Consider the following 19,724-nt stretch of genomic DNA (forward strand, 5'->3'; position numbering starts at 1 on the left):
CCGTTCTAGGGTGAACCTCATGACTGCAGACGGCACGCAGGCCGCAGGTGTCCGCCTGCTCGGCAACCGCGTTCTCGAGGGCCCGAACCTCTACTTCCCGCGCCCCGCGATCAAGACGACGATCGACGTCTCTGGGTGGCTGAGCAGTGAACCGGAACAGCTGAGCGAAGCGTTCGCCCTGCTTCGCGCGCGCCGCCCGCGACTCGGCGACGAGGGTTCTGCCGTCCGCGACCGCGCCGTCATGCGCCTCGTCGAGGTCGTCACGCGTCGTGTTGCCGCTGCGAGCGGCACGGGTCAGCTCGGTGTCCGGGTTCGCCACGGCGAGGAACCCTCGGAGTACGTCGTGGCCTTCCCGTGGAAGCACCTCGAACGCGGCCGCGCGTTGGGCCGCGCCGTGGCTGCGGCTCTCACGGATCTGCTCGACCCGGTGTCCTCCTCCGACGCCGTTCGACGTGCCGCCGACGCGGTTCTCGCCTCCGAACCGGGCCCCGCCGGAACCATGTCCAAGCCGAAGGTTCCGGTCATCTCGATCACCGGAACGAACGGCAAGACGACGACCACGCGCCTCGTCTCGCACATCTCGATGACCGCGGGGCGAAAGACGGCGTGGAGCTCCACCGACGGTGTGCTCGTCATGGGCGAACACGTCGAGAGGGGTGACTACTCGGGACCCTCGGGTGCTCGCACCGTGCTCGCCACCCCCGGCCTCGAGGTCGCCGTCCTCGAAACCGCGCGAGGCGGCTTGCTCAACCGCGGAATGGGTGTGCCGTACAACGACGTCAGCGTCGTGACGAACGTGTCGCCCGACCACCTCGGTACGGGCGGCATCGACACCGTCGACCAGCTCGCCGAGGTCAAGGCCATCATCACCAAGGTCACCCGACCGAGCGGTTGGTGCGTGCTCAACGGTGACGACCCCCGTGTCTGGGCGATGCGGGTCGGTACGCCCGCGCAGATCATCACCTTCACACTCGACCCGGAAGCGCCCTGCATCCGTGAGGCACGGGCCGCACACGGCAAGGCGTTCACCGTCATCGACAACGACATCGTGTGTATCGACGACTCGGGCGTGGACTCACTCGTCTCCCTCGACGACGTGCCCATGACGATGGCCGGGCTTTCCGCCCACAACATCGCGAACGCTCTCGCGGGGGCGGCCGGTGCCCTGGCGCTCGGACTTCCGCGCAGCGCCGTCGTCGAGGGGCTACGCACGTTCGCCCCGGACGCGAACCTCAACCCGGGCCGCATGAACGTCTACACCGTGCCCAAGCCGAGCAGCCCCGACGAGTCGATCACCGTCATCATCGACATGGCCCACAACGAGGGGGGCTTGGAGGCTCTCCTCGCCGTCGGTCGTGGTCTCGTCGCGCCCGGGGGGCGACTCCTGCTCGGCCTCGGAACCGGCGGGGACCGTAGCGACGAGATCCTCGCCAACCTCGGCGAGCTCGCGGGCCGTGGCGCAGATCTCGTCCACGTGGTGCACAAGGAGCACTACCTTCGCGGTCGCTCGATGGAGAACCTCGAAAGCCACTTCCGTGACGGTCTCGCGCGCGTCGGGGTGAGCCCGGAGGTGAGCCACCGCACCGAACTCGACGGCGTGCAGGGCCTCCTCGACGCGGCACACGGGGGCGACGTCGTGGCGGTCATGACCCACAGCCACCAGGCGGAGATCCACTCCTGGTTGACCGAGACGGGCGCGTCGATGGACGACGCGCGAACCATCGCCCGCAAGGCACGCACCGCTCGCGGTGTACCGAACGAGGAGATCGAGAGCACCGGCTTGCCCGACGACGTTCAGGGCCACATCGGTGACGCCGTCGCGTCATTGCGTCGGGTGACCGCCTCCGGCCACGCACCCGCAGCACTAGTCGACGCTCTCGACCTGCTCACCTCACTGCCGCACCGCGAGTCCTGACACGCTCGCCGATCCGGCCTCGTCCCGACGACCAGTTGGCCCCTTCCCACCGCAGCGGTAGGAAGGGGCCAACACGTTCGTTCCTCAGCCCTGAGTGTCGGCCGGGTTCGGCGTGACGGCCTCGGCCGCGGCGTCGTCCTCCTCGGCGCTGGCGAACCGCTCGTCCGGGCTGAAGTCGGGGTCGCCCGGCTGTTCCTCGTGGGTGTGCGCGCCCGGCGTCGCGAGGTGGGTGCGCTCCTCGACCGTGGCCATGACCCGGGCGTGCTTGTCGGCGCAGATGACGATGACGTCGTTGGGCCGCGCCCGATCGAGTGCCTTCGTCGTCGCCTCGAGCTCGTCGAGGACGGTGACGATCTTCGTCGCGCGGCCGCCGTCGGCAGCCACGGCTCGCGCACCCTCCTCGATGATCCTGGCCGCCTCGCCGACCTCGCGGCGGCGCAGGTTCTCGTCCTCACGGATGATGACGGTGTCGAACCACTTGGCCGCCAGTTCACCCATCTCACGGATGTCCTGGTCACGACGGTCGCCGGCAGCTCCGACGACGACGGTACGGCGCACCCTCTGGGCACGGTTCTTTCCCGCCACATATCGGTCGACGAACTCGCCGAGCAGGTCGAGCCCCGCCGGGTTGTGACAGTAATCGACGAACACCTCGGCGTGGTCGACCTCGATGCGGTTGAGGCGACCGGGGGAGAGGTAGTAGCTCGTCGTGAAGGTGCGCAGGCCCTGACGGATGTCGTGCAGCGGCACACCGGCGGCGAAGGCCGCTCCCGCCGCGGCGAGCGAGTTGGCGACGTTCATGCGTGCGGCGCCGTTGAACGTGCTCGGCAGCAGGTGGGTCCAGGCGAGCTGCATCGAACGGCGGCCCTGCTTGAGGACGATCATCTCGCCCTTCTCCGTCGGCTCGAGGACGACGGCGCGGTCACCGCGAACGCAGCGCTCGTCGATGAACTGCCTGACGCGGCTGTCCGGGGCGTCCATCGAGAACCACACGATGGTTCCACGGCACACGTGGCGCATACGGCGCACGTACGGGTCGTCGGCGTTGAGGACGGCGAAACCGTCACGCGGCACGGCCTCGACGACGACCTGCTTGACGTCCGCGAGGTCCTTGAGGGACTTCACACCGCGCATGCCGAGGTGGTCGTTCTGGATGTTCGTGACGATCGCGATGTCGTTGCGGTCGTAGCCCAGGCCCTCGCGCAGGATGCCGCCGCGGGCGACTTCGAGGATCGCGAAGTCGACTCGCGGGTTCTGCAGCACCATCTTGGCTGACTTGGGGCCTGACGCGTCACGGGTGATGAGCAGACGCTCGTCGACGATGATGCCGTCGGTCGAGGTCATGCCGACCTTCTTGCCGAGGCCCTTCATGACGTGCGCGAGCATGCGCGACGTCGTCGTCTTGCCGTTGGTACCCGTCACCGCGACGATCGGCACACGCGACGGCGTGCCGGGCGGGAAGAGCAGGTCGACGACCGGCTTGGCGATGAACTGCGGTTCCCCGACCGTCGGGTGGGTGTGCATGCGGAACCCGGGAGCGGCATTGACCTCGCAGATCGCGCCACCGGACTCACGCACCGGCACCGTGATGTCGGGGCAGATGAAGTCGATACCGGCGACGTCGAGTCCGATGAGGCGCGCGGCCTCCTCAGCGATCTCGACGTTGTCCGGGTGGGCATCCATGGTGCGGTCGATGGAGATACCACCGGTCGACATGTTGCCGGTGAGGGCAAGCTTCACCATGACGCCAGCCTCAGGCACGGCGTCCATCGCGTAGCCCTGTTCCTCGACGAGTTCGCGGGCGGCATCGTCGACCTTGATGCGCGTGAGCACCTTCTCGTGACCGTATCCACGACGCGGGTCAGCGTTCGTGATGTCGACGAGTTCGGCCACCGTGTGCTCACCGTCGCCCATGACGTGGGCGGGCACACGCTCGGCGATGGCCGCCATCCGGCCGTCGATGATGAGGCAGCGGTAGTCCTTGCCCGTGACGAAGGACTCGACCTGCAGCACGCCGCGGCGCGACTGGGCCAGAGCGATCGGGTAGGCCTCGCGGACGTCCTCCTCGTTCTGCAGGTTGAGGCAGACACCACGGCCGTGATTGCCGTCGAGCGGCTTGACGACGACCGGGAAGCCGATCTCCTTGGCCGCCTCGACGGTGCCCTCCATCGTGCGCACGACGTCGGACTTCGGCACCGGCAGACCGGCCGACCCGAGCAGCTTCACCGTGAGGTTCTTGTCGCCCGCGATGTCCACCGCGAGCGCGGGGGTGCGCGACGTCATCGTGGCGCGGATGCGCTGGGCGTGGACGCCCTGACCGAGTTGGACGAGCGAGGCGCCGTTGAGACGGGTCCACGGGATGTCGCGCGAGACGGCCTCTTCGATGATGGCCTGCGTCGACGGGCCGAAGGCCTTGCGCTGCACGAGGTTGTGGAACCGCTCGAGCTCTGCCTCGACGTCGAACTCGGGGTTGTTCTGCACGAGGTGATTGACGATGTTGACCGCCAGTTCACCGGCTGCGAGACCGACGCTCTCGTCGAGGAAGGCGAAGATGACGTTGTACCAGCCCTCGCGGTCCTCGACACCACGCGTCTTGCCTCGACGGACGTCGTGGCCGGCCTCCTGCTGCAGCTGCAGCGCGAGGTGCTCGGCCACGTGACCGAGCCAGGTGCCCTCGTGGAGGCGCTCGATGAAGCCACCCTCACGCCCGCGCGAACACGAGTGACGCTGCAGACCGGGGAAGAGCTCGACGAGAGCCTCGGTGAAACCGGGCAGCGCGTGCGTCGGGTAGTACTCGAGCACGCCCAGATCGAGCACGAGGTGAATCGCCGGCTCGTAGGACCACACGTTGGGGCCGCGGTAGACACGCGTGCTTCGGATGCGCAGGCTCGGCTCGATGGGCCCGGGAGCTTGCGGGATCTCGACGACGGTCATGGAGTTCTCCCTCGTGGAAGGCACAGCGTCTCAGTGACGCAGTGCGGCTGCCGCCGTGGCGGTGTCGTGCTGATCCTTCGCGGCCGTGACGGCCACGTCGGCGTTCTGCTCGACGAAATCCGTCAAGGTCGCTGTGGTCAGGTCGAACGTCGCTCCGTACGGGAGCGAGTGAACGACCGCTCCCGTGACGAGCAAGGGCGCGTCACGGCGGGCTTCATGGGCGTCGGTCTGCGCCCGTCGGGCATCGACGATGAAGACGGCACCGGATCCGACGATCGTCATCTCGTGCCCGTTCGTGATCTCGGCGGCCGTGTCCTCGTCGATGCCCATTCCGAGCAGGCTGGGAGAACCGGCGACGAGCGAGAGCAGTCGGCCGTAGCGCGAGCGCTGGTCGAAGTGCTGGTCGATGATGACGCCCGGCACGAGGCCGAGACCCTGCGTGAGCTGGCTGGAACGCTGGCGAGGGGTGACGCCTTCCTCGCCCATGGAGATCATGAACTGGCTCATGATCGAGGCGCCCGCACTCGTGCCGGCGATGACGGCGCCACGCTCGTAGGCGCGCAGCATGGCGTCGCCGAGCGGGGTGCCGACGATGAGCTGGCTCAGCTTGAGCTGGTTACCGCCCGAGATGAAGACACCCGTGGCGTTGTCGATGCGCTCGACGAGCTCCGGCGACGACGACTCGAGCCGCGTCTGCGGGTCGACGCTCGAGACCTCGGGGCACCCCAAGCGCGAGAACACGGTGGAGTACACCTCGATGACCTCGGACGCCAGCGACGATGCCGTCGGGATGACGACGATGTTCGACTTGCGGCCCCCGGCCAGACGCACGAAGCGGCGCAGGATGGTCACGCGGCCGATCTTGTCCTCGGCCCCACCGATGATGAGCAGGGATCGACGGGGCTCGCTGTTCTCAGGCATGGGGGCTATGTTAGGCGCCCGTTCCGCTCATCGCAGCAGAGTCCACGTCGAGATTGTCGGCCTCTTCGATGTCCTCGCGGCTGATACCGAGCAGGAACAGCACACTGTCCAGGTAGGGCACGTTCACGGCGGCATCGGCCTGAGCCCGCACAACGGGCTTGGCGTTGAACGCAACGCCGAGACCGGCGAGCGCGAGCATGTCGAGGTCGTTGGCTCCGTCACCGATCGCGACCGTGCGTTCCAGGGGGAGACCTTCGTTCTGCGCGAAGTGCGCGAGAGCGCGTGCCTTGCCCTCACGATCGACTACCTCGCCGAGCACCCGCCCGGTGAGCTTGCCGTCCGCCACCTCGAGTGTGTTGGCCTGGGCATACGTGATGCCGAGGTCGTCGGCCAGGGGGCGCACGACCTCGATGAAGCCACCCGAGACGACGCCGACGGTGAAACCGAGACGCTTGAGGGTGCGCACCAGCGTGCGCGCGCCGGGCGTCAGGCGAATCGCGGCGCGGACGTCATCGAGCACCTCGACCGGAAGCCCTTCGAGAGCGGCGACACGTGCGTGCAGGGACTCGGCGAAGTCGAGTTCGCCGCGCATGGCCCGCTCGGTCACCTCGGCGACCTCGGCCTCACGGCCTGCGTGGGCCGCGAGCATCTCGATGACCTCGTCCTGGATGAGTGTCGAGTCGACGTCCATGACGACGAGACGTCGCCCTCGCCGCGCCAAACCGGCAGCGGCGACACTCGCGTCACAGCCGCTCTCCGCCGAGACCTCGGCCACGCGGCGTCGCAACTCGACGACCTCGACACCGGACACATCGAGCTCGATGGCCGTCACGGGGGTACGGGCGAGACGACGCACCCGGTCGATGTTTCCGCCGTGGTGCACGACTTCGGCGGAGATCTCGGCCAGTGCCTCGGCCGGCACGGTGTCCGCCAGCAGCGTGACGACGGCGCGCCCGGGCAGGCGGTGCACGTCATCCGCCATGCCGGGCGTCAGCGTGAGCGAGAGGCCACGCAGTTCGGCGAGGCGGCGCATCTCGACCTCGAAGTCCTCCGGATGCTGGGAGGAGACGAGGAAGGACAGCGTGATGCTCCCGCCGAGCACGGCCTGCCCGACGTCGATGATCTCGACGCCGAACCGGGTCATCGCATCGGCCAGTTCGTGGAAGAGCCCCGGGAAGTCGGTGCCCTGGAACGTCAGGCCGATGAGGTCGGTACGCGGGTTGTCGTTCGTCACAACCCCATTCATAGCGTGAACCACTCTCGCGTGCATCCGCCGCTCACGACGTGATGACCGTGCCCTTGCCGACGACGACAATGCCCGACTCCGTGACGGTGAACCCGCGAGCGCGGTCCTGCTCGTGGTCGAGGCCGATGTGCGTGCCCTCGGGCAGGTGCACGCCCTTGTCGATGATGGCGCGTCGGATGATGCACGAGCGGCCCACGTCGACGCCGTCGAGGAGGATGGACGAATCCACGTCGCTGAACGAGTGAACGCGCACGTTCGGCGAGAGCACCGACCGACTCACCGTGGCGCCGGAGATGATGCACCCGGGGGAGATGAGCGAGTTCACGCCCGTACCCGTGCGTCCGTGCTCGCCGTGGACGAACTTCACCGGCGGGAGGCTCATGCCCGACGTCGTGTGGATGGGCCAGTCGTCGTTGTAGAGGTTGAAGATCGGGTGGACCGACACGAGGTCCATGTGCGCGTCGTAATAGGAGTCGATGGTGCCGACGTCGCGCCAGTAGCCGCGGTCACGGTCCTCTGCGCCGGGGATCGTGTTGTCCTTGAAGTCGTAGACGTAGGCCTCGCCCCGGTCGACGAAGGCGGGAACGATGTCGCCGCCCATGTCGTGCTTGCTGCCCTCGAGGTCCGCGTCGCGGGTGACGGCATCGATCAGTGCGTCCGCCGTGAAGACGTAGTTGCCCATCGAGGCGAGCACCTCGTCGCGGCTGTCCGGCAGGCCCTGGGGGTCGGTGGGCTTCTCGAGGAAGGCCCGGATGCGCGACGGGTCCTCGGGGTCGACGTCGATGACGCCGAACTGGTCGGCCAGGGAAATGGGCTGACGGATCGCGGCGACGCTCGCCTTGGCGCCGGAGGCGATGTGCGCCTCGACCATGTCGGCGAAGTCCATGCGATAGACGTGGTCGGCGCCCACGACGACGACGTAGTCGGGCTTCTCGTCGTAGATGAGGTTGAGGCTCTGGTAGATCGCGTCGGCTGAACCGAGGTACCAGTTCTTGCCCACGCGCTGCTGTGCCGGGACGGGCGTGACGTAGTTGCCGAGCAAGGAACTCATCCGCCACGTCGTCGTGATGTGGCGGTCGAGGCTGTGCGACTTGTACTGGGTCAGCACGACGATCTGGAGGTAGTCGCTGTTGACGAGGTTGCTCAACGCGAAGTCGATGAGTCGGTAGATTCCACCGAACGGCACGGCGGGCTTGGCCCGGTCCGCGGTCAGGGGCATGAGGCGTTTGCCCTCGCCGCCGGCGAGAACGATGGCTAGGACCTTGGGGCCTCCACGATTTGGCATGCGACTGACAATAGGCGGATCGTGTCTTTCATCACACCCCCGGAGGGACTACCGTCTTGTCCCGTGAGAGTCGACATCCTGACGAAGGAATACCCGCCCAACATCTACGGCGGCGCCGGGGTCCACGTCGCCGAACTCGTCAAGGCCTTGCGAGTGACAGGCACGCAGACCAAGGTGCGGGCGTTCGGCGAACCGGTGGGGGAGGCCGACACCGACGGATTTCCCGATCTGCCGCAGTTGGCCGAGGCCAACGGCGCGCTGAAGACACTCGGGGTGGACCTCACGATGGTGCCGGCCACCCAAGGTGCCGACATCGTCCACTCGCACACCTGGTACGCCAACTTCGCCGGGCACCTCACCTCGATGCTCCACGGCGTCCCGCACGTCGTGACGGCGCACAGCCTCGAGCCCATGCGCCCGTGGAAGGCGGAGCAACTCGGTGGCGGCTACGCACTCAGCTCGTTCATCGAGCGCACCGCCTACGAGGGTGCCGCCGCCGTCATCGCGGTCTCCGACGGCATGCGACGCGACGTGCTGCGCAGCTACCCCCAGCTCGACGAGAGCAAGGTCCACGTCGTCCACAACGGCATCGACGCAGACGCCTGGGCGCCGGATCACTCCGAGAAGGCGCTGGAGATCGTGTGCGGCCACGGCGTTGACACCGGCCGCCCGAGCATTGTGTTCGTCGGTCGCATCACCCGGCAGAAGGGCCTGCCGTTCCTCCTGCGCGCCATGCGTGACGTTCCCGCCGACGTGCAGCTCGTGCTGTGTGCCGGCGCCCCGGACACCCCCGAGATCCTCGCCGAGGTCGAGGGCCTCATCGACCAGCTGCGCGCCGAGCGCGACGGCGTCGTGTGGATTCCCGACATGCTGCCGCGCGAGGAGGTCGTCGCGCTGCTGTCGCAGGCCACGACGTTCGTCTGCCCGTCGGTGTACGAACCCCTCGGCATCGTGAACCTCGAGGCGATGGCGTGCGAAGCGGCCGTCGTCGCGACCGCGACGGGCGGAATCCCCGAGGTCGTCGTGGACGGCGAGACCGGTTGGCTCGTGTCGATCGAGCAGGTGAACGACGGAACGGGTACGCCCGTCGACCCCGATACGTTCGTCGCCGATCTGGCCCGCGCCCTCACCGAGGCGACCTCCGACGTCGAAGAGGCCCGCCGACGGGGTCGAGCCGGGCGTCAGCGCGCCGTCGAGCACTTCGGGTGGGACGCGATCGCCGAGCGCACCCAGCAGGTCTACGCGACGGTCCTCGAAGGCTCCCCTACGGCCTGATACGTCATTGCCGGAGACACTCCGCTCTGAGCACACCGCAACGCGCGATCAACGTTGCCCGTCCTCATCGAGGGCGGGCAGCGTCGTGTGCGAGGCCGATGGCAGCCGCCGTCGCGGCCTGTGCGAGAGCGAGTTCGGCCTCGTCGAGCAGGGAGCGCAGCGTGCGCTCGCGCGCTGCGACGCTACCCGCGTCGAGGCCGCCGCTCGTCGTCAGTGCCTCGTCGAGGGCGGCGACGACGAGGCCGGCCGTCGTGATGATGCGCATCGCCCGCGGGTGCAGGCCCGGTGGCAACGCCCAGCGCGCGCCGCCGAGGCGTTCGTCGACGCGCTCGCGGGCCGAGGAGCCGAGGAACGGTGCGATGTGCAGGGATTCGAGCACCCCGACGTGCGCCAGCAACGCCTCGCGGAAGCGTCGGTCGATATCGGCCAGTGCAAGTGCCTCGAGGCGGTGGATCGGCACCGGGTCGCTGTCGTGCGGTTCGAGCGTGAGCTTGAGGCCCTCGTCGCCGGCCGGCCCGTAATACTCCAGCCGCGGCACGAGCACCCCGCCGAGCGACGGCCCGAACAGGCATTCTCCGGCTTCGATCGCAGCCTGAGTCGCGGGTCCGCCGGGCGGCAGCAACCCGCCGTGGACCCCCGGGCGGGGCAGGTCAACGCAGACGATGCGTTCGCCGAGGTCACGCCACAGTTCGAGGCGCGGCAGGCCACCCTCGACGGCGTCGACGTCGGGCAGCGCGGCGCCGATCGCCTCGCTGAGCGGGCGATCGGCGGCGATGGCGTGCGTGGCCCACAGGGCCAGGCGCACGGAGGCAGGCAGTTCGTACACGATCGCCCAGCCTAGTGGCGACGGGTCAGTGCGCCAGAGCCGTCGGAAGGTGCTTGCGCGAGAACATCAGGACGACGCCGAGGCTCAGCGCGGCGAGCACGACGCCACCGACGAACATCACGGGGTAGCTCAGCCAGTGGCTGACGACGGCGAGCGCGGCGGGCACGAAGAAGCCGAGGTAGGTGATCGAATAGTAGACAGCCGTCAGTCCCGCGAGGTCCTCGGGACCGGCGATGCGCTGCACCTCCTGCAGGCCGGAGACGAGCAGCATGCCGTAGGCGAGACCGAGGACGGCGGCCGCGACGAGCGCGAGCCACGGGCTGACGAGGCGCGCTGCAAGTGCGGCGATGCCGAGGCCGGGCAGCGTCATCGTCAGGGCGATGATGATGGCGCGCGCGGAGCTGACGTCGTCGAAGCGCTTGCCGACCTGCTGGATGAACAGCCCACAGCCGAGCGCGACGAGGCACAGCAGGCCCGAGAAGGCGATGCCGAACGAGCCGGTGCGATCACCCATGACGGCGGGCAGCACGGCATAGGCGCATCCCGCGCAGCCGAACACCCACGGCGCCATCGGCAGGACGACGAACAGGAAGCGACGGTGGCCCGCAGCGGGCACGCGCAGGTCGTCGAGGAAGCGTCCCGGCATCTCTTGCGCGGCATGCGTCTCGGGGGCGCGCGTCAGGAGCACATAGCTCGCCGCCGTGATGACGAGGTGGACGAGGTAGCACAACTCCGCGGGCAGCGGCGCGAACTGCGCGAGCGCCGCTGCGGTGGCGGCGCCGAGCGCGAATCCGGCCGTCAGGCTGATGGAGGCGCGACGCGCGCCCGCGGCGGCGTCGGCCTCGGCGTCGAACGGGGGGCTCGACAGTTCTTTGATCCACGAGCCGCCGACAACCATGGCGAGCCCGAGCGCCAGGCCGGAGAAGATGCGGCCGACGAAGAGCACGGCCGGCGAGCCGGAGCCGACGGCGAGCAGCACCGACGCGATGATCGCGAGGATCGGCGCGGGCAGCATGAGCGGGCGACGGCCCCAGCGGTCCGAGGCGGGCCCGCCGAGCAGCAGCGCGGGCATGATGCCGAGGACGTACGCACCGAGCAGCAGGTCGACGGCGCCCGTCGAGAGCGCGTCGATGTCACGGTAGAGCCCGAGCAGCGGCGTGAACTGGTTGCCACCCCACGCGACGGTGAACATCGCCGCCCCGACCGGCAGCCAGGCGGCCCGCGCGCCCCCGGCGCCGGCGCGCTCGGGGCTGTCGACGCTCGTCGTGATGCGTTCGTGGCTGGCGGTGCGGGTCGGGGTGTCGAGTGACACGCGGGGGCCTTTCGTCGGGTGTGGGTGAGTGGTGCGAAACTCGTGTGGTCGGAGGGCTCAGGGGAGCAGTCCGTCGTAGGAGTAGTGCAGGTGCGCCGTCAGCTCCTGCTCGAAACCAGTCGCGTCTCCCGCGGCGACGAGGTCGACGAGACGGGCGTGGGCGGTGAGGACGTCGCGGCAGCGGCGGTCGTCCTTCCACAGGATGCGCGCGGCCATTCGGCGCTGACGTTCCCCGAGACGCTCGTAGAACTCGGTGAGGATGGCGTTGCCACCGGCGGCGACGAGGTGGGTGTGGAACACGCAGTCGGTCTCGGTGAAGTCGTCGTGGTCGCCGGTTTCGAGGCTCTGGCGCTGACGGCGCAGGATCTCGCCGAGATCGATGGCGACGTCGCGGTGCTCCTGCGCCTCGACGACGCTGCGCGCCGCACGCGACTCCACCGCGATGCGCGCCTCGACGACGTCACGCACCTCGCGCGGTTCAACGGCGCGCACGAGCGCGCCGCGCTTGGGGTACAGCGTCATCCACCCCTCGGCCTGCAGCCGGACGAACGCCTCGCGCACGGGGGTGCGGGAGACGTCGAGCAGCTCCGAGATCTCACCCTCGCTGATGAGGGCGCCGCCGGCGATCGAGCCGTCGAGGATGCAGCCCTTCACCTCGCGGTAGACCGCGTCGGCCGCGGAGATCTTCGGCTCGCTCATGCTCGCTCCTCGTTCAGGTGGTCGATGTGCTGCCCACGCTTGCAGGCGTTCGACGCAACATAGATACAAGTTGTAGCTTACACCCGTGTCGGCTGGGCGTCAGGCGCGTCCACGACGTCATCGGTGCCGTGTCGCGTGGCATTCGACCCCGTCGAGTCAGTAGGGTCACGGGTATGAGCGATGTGTTGTCCTTCTCCGGGGTCGGTGTCACGCGCGGCGCGCAGAAGCTGCTCGACGACATCAACTGGGACGTCGAGGAGGGCGAGCGTTGGGTCGTCGTCGGCCCCAACGGCGCCGGTAAGTCGACGCTACTGTCCATCGCGTCCGGGCGGATGCACCCGAGTGCCGGTGTGGCCGGCATCCTCGGCGAGGTGCTCGGCGCCGTGGACGTGTTCGAACTGCGTCCGCGTATCGGCCTGTCGGCCGCCACGATCGCCGACCGTATTCCGAACGCTGAGAAGGTTTCCGACGTCGTCGTCACGGCCAGCTACGGCATGGTCGGACGCTGGCGCGAGAAGTACGACGAGTTCGACCACGGCCGTGCTGCGGAACTGCTCGAGGAGATGGGTGTCTCGCACCTCGCCGAGCGTCGCTTCGGGACGTTGAGCGAAGGTGAACGCAAGCGCGTTCTCATCGCCCGCGCTCTCATGACCGACCCGGAGCTCATGCTCCTCGACGAACCCGCCGCAGGGCTCGACCTCGGCGCCCGTGAAGATCTCGTCGGTCGCCTCAGCACACTCGCCGAGGACCTCGACGCTCCGGCGCTCGTCCTCGTCACGCACCACGTCGAAGAAATCCCGCCGGGCTTCACCGACATCCTCATGCTGCGCGAGGGCCGTGTCGTGGCGGCCGGCCCGATCGAGTCGACCCTCACGGCGGAGAACCTGTCGGAGACCTTCGGCATGCCGCTCGAACTCGAGCAGCACGGCGAACGCTGGAGCGCCCGAGCCGCTCGCTGATTTCTTGGTGCGAAGGCCGCACGCCTTCGTCCGTGTGCGGCACCCACGGCCCCACCGTGCCCACGCGCCCCTCCTCGTGGCCGTGAGAAGGATGTCGACATGGGTCTGTGGGAAGCGCTCGCCATCATCGCGGCGGGTATGGCTGCTGGCATGATCAACGCGGTTGTCGGTTCCGGCACCCTCGTCACCTTCCCTACTCTTCTCGCCCTCGGGTACCCGGCCGTCACGGCCAATATGAGCAACACGATCGGACTCGTGGCCGGCGGCATCACGAGCACTCTGGGTTACCGCGAGGAACTGCGCGGCAAGGCCGCCCGCCTCAAGCGGATCGTTCCGTTCTCCTTCTTCGGTGCCGTGGTCGGCGCGCTGCTCCTGCTCGTGCTTCCCGAGTCGGCCTTCGACGCGATCGTCCCGGTGCTCATCGCGCTGGGCGTGCTCCTCGTGCTCGCCGGACCGTGGCTCAACAAGAAGGCCGCGAAAGCACACGAGGACGCCGACCCCACGCGTCCGCTCGCGGGGCCCCGCCTCGTCGCGCTGGCCGTCGGAATCTTCGTGGCCGGTATGTACGGCGGCTACTTCGGCGCGGCCCAAGGCATCATCCTCATGGGCCTCATGAGCGTTCTCCTGCCTGATCCGCTGCAGGAGATCAACGGCATCAAGAACGTTCTCGGCACGGTGGTCAACGGCGTCGCAGCCCTGACGTTCATCGTCGTCGCGACCGACCAGATCGACTGGGCCGTGGCGGCCTTCGTCGGCATCGGCGCTCTCGTCGGCGGCTTCGTGGGAGCGCGCGTCGGGCGCAAGCTCAACCCGTGGGTCCTGCGCGTCCTCATCACCTTCATCGGCATCATCGCGATCGTCAACATCCTGCGCTGATCCCGCCCGCGTACCCTTGTGCGGTGCCGATCGAGATCACGAGCCCCGACGACGAACGCGTCGCCGACTACTTCCGCCTCACCGACGTCGCGCTGCGCAAGAAGCTCGAGACCGAGCGTGGCCTCTACATCGCCGAGAGCGAGAAGGTCATCCGCCGGGCACTTTCCCGGGGTGACGTTCCCCGCAGCTTCCTCATGGGCGAGCGCTGGCTCACCGACCTGGCAGACGTCGTCGCCGACGCCGAGGCCCAAGGCGTTCCGGTCTACGTGGGGGAGGCCGACGTCATCGAGTCGATGACCGGCTTCCACCTCCACCGCGGTGCGCTTGCGTCGATGAATCGTCCGGCCCTCGCCGACCCCGCGGAGTTGCTCCGTGGGGCCCGCCGCGTCGTGGTGCTCGAGGACATCGTCGATCACACGAAGGTCGGTGCTCTAATTCGTAATGCCGCCGCGCGACTGGCGTCGAAGCGTTCCTCGTGACTCCACGTTGCGACGACCCGTTGTGCCGACGAGCAATCCGAGCCTCGATGGGGACCGTCTTCCAGTTCTTGCGGCCTCGTCTCCTCGAGCCGGCCTCGCTGGCGAGCTCGGTGCGGAGCTGGCTGACCGATTGCCAGTCAACCGCCATGACCAGTTCGCCTCGGCTGCCGCATTTGCTGAGGGTGACGACCCAGCGCGGTGGGCGCGCCGGGCGAGCAGCCTGTTCGACCTGATCAAGAATCCAGGCCGGGTACTGGCGGAGCTCGGCAAGGCTCAGCACCGACAAGTCTGAGCTTGAGGACATGGCCAGAGAAAATCCCCCAAGTGCGCATCGTGGAGAGGCGTGGGGGATGAAGTGCTCTCAAGTTAGCACAGGCTGGTCCTGGTCGACGCGGCATCAGCCCGATGTGCTCGCGCCTTCCGACGACCCTGAAGCTAGCTCTCTGGTGGAGCCTCAGGTCGGCAAGACTCTCGGGGAAGACCGAGGATTGGACCGTCCAGACGCCTGATCTGTCGACGAGGCCGAGGAGCACGAGGTCCGGACCTCAAGTCAGCTGGAGGGCGGTTAGGCAGGTGGGGTCGTCGAGGCGGGTCGAAATGTCCTGCTTCGCGGTGCGGTCTTCGGTGCTGACCGTGAGCGTCGCGTGAATGCCGCGGGGCAGCCAGAGTCCGATGAATCCGTTGTCGTAAGTCGTGAGTGTTGCGTCGAGGATGGTCTTGCCGGATGCCGCGTTGACCACTGTGACGTCGACGTCAGTGTTGGCGAGCTCGCCGAGGCAGGTAGTGAGGCTGTGGAAGTAGCACTCGTGGGTCTGCTCGGTATATGGGGCGACTGAGACGTAGAAGTCTTCCTTTGGCATCGGCAGCGTGGTTTGGTTGTTCTGATTGTCGGTGAGGACGAGTTCGTCGGTTTTGATCGAGGCCATGAGTTCGGTTGAGCGGTCTGTGACCGGCATCGTGTCAAGGCGCTTGATGATTTCCCGGGCGTCCAGGCCATCGAGGCCGTGCTCGGTCAGCAGGGACTGATCGGATCCTGCGGAAGAAGAGGGACCGGGGTCAGCACCGGCGCAGCCGCTGAGTAGGAGGACGGCGCTGGCTGCCATCGCGGTTATGGTCGCGCCGAGTCCCTGCCGGCTTCTGGGAGGCCGGTTCGGTGCGGAAAGTGAAGGGAACATGTCGAGCTCTTCTCTCGGGTAGATCGTGTTCATGACGTCAGGCCCGATCTCCGCCTTCGCGATCGCGCCCAGGGGCCGAGGGCAAGGCGAAGCGCAGCTCACTACTGCGCGAGGCTGAATCCGATGGCGTCAGGAGCGGACGAGCCGGTTGATAGCATCGGTGGCTTCTTGGATCTTGGCGATGGCCGCGTCCTCATCACCTTGTTTTGCGGCGTCGAGCACGCAGTGCTTGAGGTGGTCATCGAGCAGGCCGGTCGCCACCCCCTGAAGGGCCCGGGTGAGGGCAGAGACCTGGGTGAGGATGTCGATGCAGTACTTCTCGTCGTCGATCATCTTCGTAATGCCGCGGGCCTGGCCCTCGATGCGCTTCATGCGGTTGCGGTAGCGGTCCTTGTCGCTGATGTAACCGTGCTGGTGGGCCCCGGTGTCGGTGCCGGTCTCATCGGTTGCAGTGTCGTTGGTCATGGGCGTGGCCTTCACTTCTGGCGCTCCAGGACAGAGCGGGTGCTGGCTTCGGGGGTGAGGTCAATGCGGCGCAGCAGCTGGGCGTTGAGCGCGACGACGACGGTGGAGATCGACATCAGTATCGCGCCGACCGACATCGGCAAGACAAAGCCGATAGGTGCGAGCACGCCGGCCGCGATCGGTACAGAGAACAGGTTGTACCCGGCAGCCCACCACAGATTCTGCTTCATTTTACGGTATGCGGCACGGGAGAGCTGGATAACTGAGAGCACGCTGCGCGGGTCGGAGCTGGCGAGGATGACGCCCGCCGAGGCGATGGCGACGTCGGTGCCCGCGCCGATGGCGATGCCGACGTCGGCCTGCGCCAGCGCCGGGGCGTCGTTGACGCCGTCGCCGACCATGGCGACTTTCTTGCCTTCGTCCTGAAGCGCGGCGACCTTTGCGGACTTGTCTTCGGGGCGGACGCCGGCAAAGACACGGTCGATGCCGAGTTCGCGGCCCACCTCGTTCGCCACGGCCTCGGCATCGCCGGTGATCATGACGACCTCAACGCCGAGCTCATGGAGGGCGTCGACGGCGTCGCGGGACTCGGGCCGGACCTCGTCGGCGAGCTTGAGGCCGCCGATCACTTGGCCGTCGCGGAGGACGTGCAGGATGATCGCGCCCTCGGCCCGCCACGCGTCGGCCGCGTCGATCTCGTCCTGCCCGGTCTCCTCAAGCAGACGAGGTCCGCCGACGCGGATCTCCTGGCCGGCCACAGTCGCGGTGACGCCGACCGCCGGGGAGGAGGTGAATCCACTGGCCGCCTCGATAGCGAGGCTCTTCTCCTTGGCGGCAGCGACGATGGCCTGGGCGAGCGGGTGCTCGCTGTCGGCCTCGGCCGCGGCGGCCAGGGCGAGGACCTGGTCGGCATCCAGCGCACCGGTCGGCTCGACGCCGGTGACGGTGGGCTCGCCCTTGGTCAGAGTGCCGGTCTTGTCGAAGAGCACCGCGTCGACCTGACGCATCGACTCCAGGGAGAGGCGGTCCTTGACCAGGACGCCGCCACGGGCGGCGCGCTCGGTGGCGATGGACACGACCAGCGGGATCGCCAGACCCAGCGCGTGGGGGCACGCGATGACGAGCACGGTGATGGTGCGAATGACCGCGTCGTCGGGCAGCCCGAACAGCGTCCAAACGACTGCGGTGATCAGGGCCGCACCGAGGGCGAACCAGAACAGCAGGGCGGCAGCGCGGTCGGCAATGCGCTGGGCGCGGGAGGAGGAGCCCTGCGCCTCGGCCACGAGCCGGTTGATGCCGGCCAGGGCGGTGTCGTCGCCGGTGGCGCTGATCTCCACGCGCAGGCCGGAGTCGGTGGCCACGGTGCCAGCAGTGACGTTCTCGCCTTCGCCGCGGGCGACGGGGCGTGATTCGCCGGTGATCATGGACTCGTCCATATCGGCGCGGCCGTCGACGATGGTGCCGTCGGCGGGGACGCTGCCGCCGGGGCGGACGATGACGAGGTCACCGACGCGGAGGTCGGCGGGGTCGACCTTGACCACGTCGTCGCCCTCGACGCGCTCGGCCTCGTCAGGCAGCAGCGCGGCCAGGGAGTCCAGCGCCGAGGTCGTCTGGGCCAGGGAACGCATCTCGATCCAGTGGCCTAGCAGCATGATGACGATCAGCAGCGCCAGCTCCCACCAGAACTCGAGCTCGTGGTGGACGAGCCCGAGAGTGGCGGCCCAGGAGGCGAGGAACGCTACGGTGATGCCGAGCGCGATGAGCAGCATCATCCCCGGCTGGCGGCTCTTCAGCTCGCTGATCGCACCGGTGAGGAACGGGGTGCCGCCCCAGGCGTACATGACGGTGCCGAGGACTGCGGCGACCCAGCCCGCCCAACCGGGCACCGAGTAGCCCAGGAGCATGGCAAACATCGGGGAGAACGCGACCACCGGGACGGCGATGACGAGGTTGATCCAGAACAGTCGACGGAACTGGCCCACGTGGTCACCGTGGCCGGCATGACCGCCGTGGCCGCCGTGCGCTGCGTGGTCGTCGTGCTGGCCGTGGCCCTCGTGCTCGCCGTGGCCCTCGTGCTCGCCGTGGCCCTCGTGCTCGCCGTGCGCGCCGTCCCCGTGGCCGAGCTCGGTGGTCGCGACGGCGTCGTGGTGATGTTGGTGCGCGTTCGGGTCCGTCATTGCTCTTCGCTTCCCCTCGTTCTTCCCCGGTCTTTCCTTCGATCGGGTCGTGTCTCGCCGCGGACCTTGAATGGGCCCGGGGCGACCGGCTCAGGAGGCCGGCTTGATCTCGCTCTCGACGACCCACTTGTGGTTGGTCATCGTCATGCCGTCGGACTCGTAGTCGACCATGTAGACGGTCTCGTCGGTGGAGGAGGCGATGGTCGCCTTCGCGCCCTTCATGCCCTCCATGTGCTCGGCCTCCAGGGTGACTTCGGTGCCGTCGGCGATTCGCTGGTCGCCGGCGTCCTCGATCTCCTCCTGCACGACCCACTTGTGATCCTTGACCGGATCCCCGCCGGTGGTGGGCGTGAAGTTCACCGCGTAGGTATACGTGTCAAAAGCGCCGGCGATGGTGGCCGGTGCGCCGTCCATTCCCTCCATGTGGTCGGCGGTGAGCGTCACCTCGGTGCCGACCGGGTACTTCGGCGACGCAGCCTTCTCGATGCCCTCGGGGGCGGGGCCGCCGTCCATCGGATGCTCCATCCCGCCGCTGTCAGAACTGCCGCCACTGCTCCCGTGGCCCTCGTGCTGACTGGTCGACGAGGGGGTCGCTTGGTCCTGATCCCCTCCGGTGCTGCAGCCGGAGAGCACGAGTGCTCCGCCGAGCACTCCCGCGGCGACGGTGGTCATGAGGCGCTTACGCATAAAATCTCCTATTCATTCTGGCCCGATCAACATTATACCCCTCTGGGGTATGGGTCAAATGTCGATCGGTGGGCGTGGAATCGCTCAGCTATGCTTTAGTCGCCCCGGGGCGGCAGCAGTGATGCTGCAGCCCCGGGGCGTCGAAGGATCAGGCCATGTTGGCGGCGTACTTGGCTGGGTCGGAGTCGAAGGTCGGTCCGCAGCCTGGGCAGCAGAGCCAGTAGCGTTGCCCGTCGAAGTCGCGGAAGAGGTCCTTTTCTTCGGCGTCCTGTTTGTTGACCGGATTGCCGACCATGACGGGGCAGGTGGTCACGTCGTCGCTTCCTTCGACGAGGAGGTTTTCGCGATGGCCGGAATCGGCGGCGTGGTTCTCTGCGCCGGTCGTGCCGCAGCAGCTGGAACCGTCGCTGACAGGTTCCTCGGCTGCGGATGTCTCGGTTGCAGGGGAGGTGCTGCAGCAGCTGCTGAATGCCTGGTCTTCGTTGCTCATTCT

16 protein-coding genes and 1 pseudogene are annotated in these 19,724 nt (G+C 68.1%); 5 read left to right on the forward strand and 12 right to left on the reverse strand.

The features are described 5' to 3' along the window. Nucleotides 1-19 precede the first annotated feature (19 nt). Complete coding sequence (locus tag EVU97_RS03245; RefSeq protein WP_240730114.1) at nucleotides 20-1,915, forward strand: Mur ligase family protein; 1,896 nt, start codon at nucleotides 20-22, stop codon at nucleotides 1,913-1,915. 84 nt (nucleotides 1,916-1,999) lie between these two features. Here the strand turns inward: EVU97_RS03245 and cphA are convergent, their stop codons facing one another. Genes cphA through glgC form a run of 4 tightly spaced genes read right to left on the reverse strand, consistent with a single transcriptional unit; the run spans nucleotide 2,000 to nucleotide 8,301 of the window. Further along, nucleotides 2,000-4,849, reverse strand: coding sequence for a cyanophycin synthetase (gene cphA / locus EVU97_RS03250; RefSeq protein WP_129663495.1), 2,850 nt, complete (start codon nucleotides 4,847-4,849; stop codon nucleotides 2,000-2,002). Nucleotides 4,850-4,879: 30 nt separating this feature from the next. Further along, a complete protein-coding gene (locus EVU97_RS03255; protein ID WP_047312799.1) occupies nucleotides 4,880-5,770 on the reverse strand; it encodes a cyanophycinase in 891 nt (296 codons plus the stop codon). Between the two features lie 10 nt (nucleotides 5,771-5,780). After that, nucleotides 5,781-7,016, reverse strand: a complete 1,236-nt coding sequence (gene serB, locus EVU97_RS03260) for a phosphoserine phosphatase SerB (RefSeq protein ID WP_047312800.1) — start codon at nucleotides 7,014-7,016, stop codon at nucleotides 5,781-5,783. Nucleotides 7,017-7,047: 31 nt separating this feature from the next. Continuing rightward, nucleotides 7,048-8,301 (reverse strand): glucose-1-phosphate adenylyltransferase, encoded by a 1,254-nt coding sequence (gene glgC / locus EVU97_RS03265; RefSeq protein WP_129663499.1) that lies wholly within the window; start codon nucleotides 8,299-8,301, stop codon nucleotides 7,048-7,050. Between the two features lie 63 nt (nucleotides 8,302-8,364). On the opposite strand from glgC, the gene glgA reads away from it, so the two are divergent. Further along, nucleotides 8,365-9,576: a glycogen synthase gene (glgA, locus tag EVU97_RS03270; RefSeq protein ID WP_129663501.1), complete on the forward strand. Its 1,212-nt coding sequence runs from the start codon at nucleotides 8,365-8,367 to the stop codon at nucleotides 9,574-9,576. 64 nt (nucleotides 9,577-9,640) lie between these two features. On the opposite strand, the gene EVU97_RS03275 is transcribed toward glgA, so the two are convergent. Genes EVU97_RS03275 through EVU97_RS03285 form a run of 3 tightly spaced genes read right to left on the reverse strand, consistent with a single transcriptional unit; the run spans nucleotide 9,641 to nucleotide 12,413 of the window. Beyond that, entirely contained in the window at nucleotides 9,641-10,402 is a 762-nt protein-coding gene (locus EVU97_RS03275; RefSeq protein ID WP_129663502.1) for a hypothetical protein, read from the reverse strand. 25 nt (nucleotides 10,403-10,427) lie between these two features. Beyond that, complete coding sequence (locus EVU97_RS03280; RefSeq protein WP_205744853.1) at nucleotides 10,428-11,714, reverse strand: MFS transporter; 1,287 nt, start codon at nucleotides 11,712-11,714, stop codon at nucleotides 10,428-10,430. A 57-nt stretch (nucleotides 11,715-11,771) separates the two neighbouring features. After that, nucleotides 11,772-12,413 (reverse strand): GntR family transcriptional regulator, encoded by a 642-nt coding sequence (locus tag EVU97_RS03285; RefSeq protein WP_129663503.1) that lies wholly within the window; start codon nucleotides 12,411-12,413, stop codon nucleotides 11,772-11,774. 173 nt (nucleotides 12,414-12,586) lie between these two features. Here EVU97_RS03285 and EVU97_RS03290 point away from each other — a divergent pair, with 173 nt between their 5' ends. The 3 genes and pseudogenes from EVU97_RS03290 to EVU97_RS03300 form a co-directional block, all read left to right on the forward strand. Beyond that, nucleotides 12,587-13,372 (forward strand): ABC transporter ATP-binding protein, encoded by a 786-nt coding sequence (locus EVU97_RS03290; protein ID WP_118912399.1) that lies wholly within the window; start codon nucleotides 12,587-12,589, stop codon nucleotides 13,370-13,372. Between the two features lie 99 nt (nucleotides 13,373-13,471). Continuing rightward, the gene (locus EVU97_RS03295) at nucleotides 13,472-14,248 is read left to right on the forward strand and encodes a sulfite exporter TauE/SafE family protein (RefSeq protein WP_129663504.1); all 777 of its coding nucleotides are present in this window, start codon (nucleotides 13,472-13,474) and stop codon (nucleotides 14,246-14,248) included. Nucleotides 14,249-14,271: 23 nt separating this feature from the next. Further along, nucleotides 14,272-14,792 (forward strand): annotated as a pseudogene (locus EVU97_RS03300) (TrmH family RNA methyltransferase); the annotation flags it as partial. 480 nt (nucleotides 14,793-15,272) lie between these two features. Here the strand turns inward: EVU97_RS03300 and EVU97_RS03315 are convergent. The 5 genes from EVU97_RS03315 to EVU97_RS03335 all read right to left on the reverse strand — a co-directional run bounded on the left by EVU97_RS03315 (nucleotide 15,273) and on the right by EVU97_RS03335 (nucleotide 19,721). Beyond that, entirely contained in the window at nucleotides 15,273-15,935 is a 663-nt protein-coding gene (locus tag EVU97_RS03315) for a CueP family metal-binding protein (RefSeq protein WP_240730115.1), read from the reverse strand. A gap of 96 nt (nucleotides 15,936-16,031) precedes the next feature. Next, nucleotides 16,032-16,367, reverse strand: coding sequence for a metal-sensitive transcriptional regulator (locus EVU97_RS03320; RefSeq protein WP_225910762.1), 336 nt, complete (start codon nucleotides 16,365-16,367; stop codon nucleotides 16,032-16,034). A gap of 11 nt (nucleotides 16,368-16,378) precedes the next feature. Beyond that, nucleotides 16,379-18,544, reverse strand: coding sequence for a heavy metal translocating P-type ATPase (locus EVU97_RS03325; RefSeq protein WP_129663506.1), 2,166 nt, complete (start codon nucleotides 18,542-18,544; stop codon nucleotides 16,379-16,381). Nucleotides 18,545-18,634: 90 nt separating this feature from the next. After that, entirely contained in the window at nucleotides 18,635-19,231 is a 597-nt protein-coding gene (locus EVU97_RS03330; RefSeq protein ID WP_047312809.1) for a YdhK family protein, read from the reverse strand. Between the two features lie 148 nt (nucleotides 19,232-19,379). Then, nucleotides 19,380-19,721 (reverse strand): hypothetical protein, encoded by a 342-nt coding sequence (locus tag EVU97_RS03335; protein ID WP_129663508.1) that lies wholly within the window; start codon nucleotides 19,719-19,721, stop codon nucleotides 19,380-19,382. Between the last annotated feature and the right edge of the window lie 3 nt (nucleotides 19,722-19,724).

It is taken from the genome of Dermacoccus sp. 147Ba, assembly GCF_004151355.1.
GTDB classification, from domain to species: Bacteria; Actinomycetota; Actinomycetes; order Actinomycetales; family Dermatophilaceae; genus Dermacoccus; species Dermacoccus abyssi.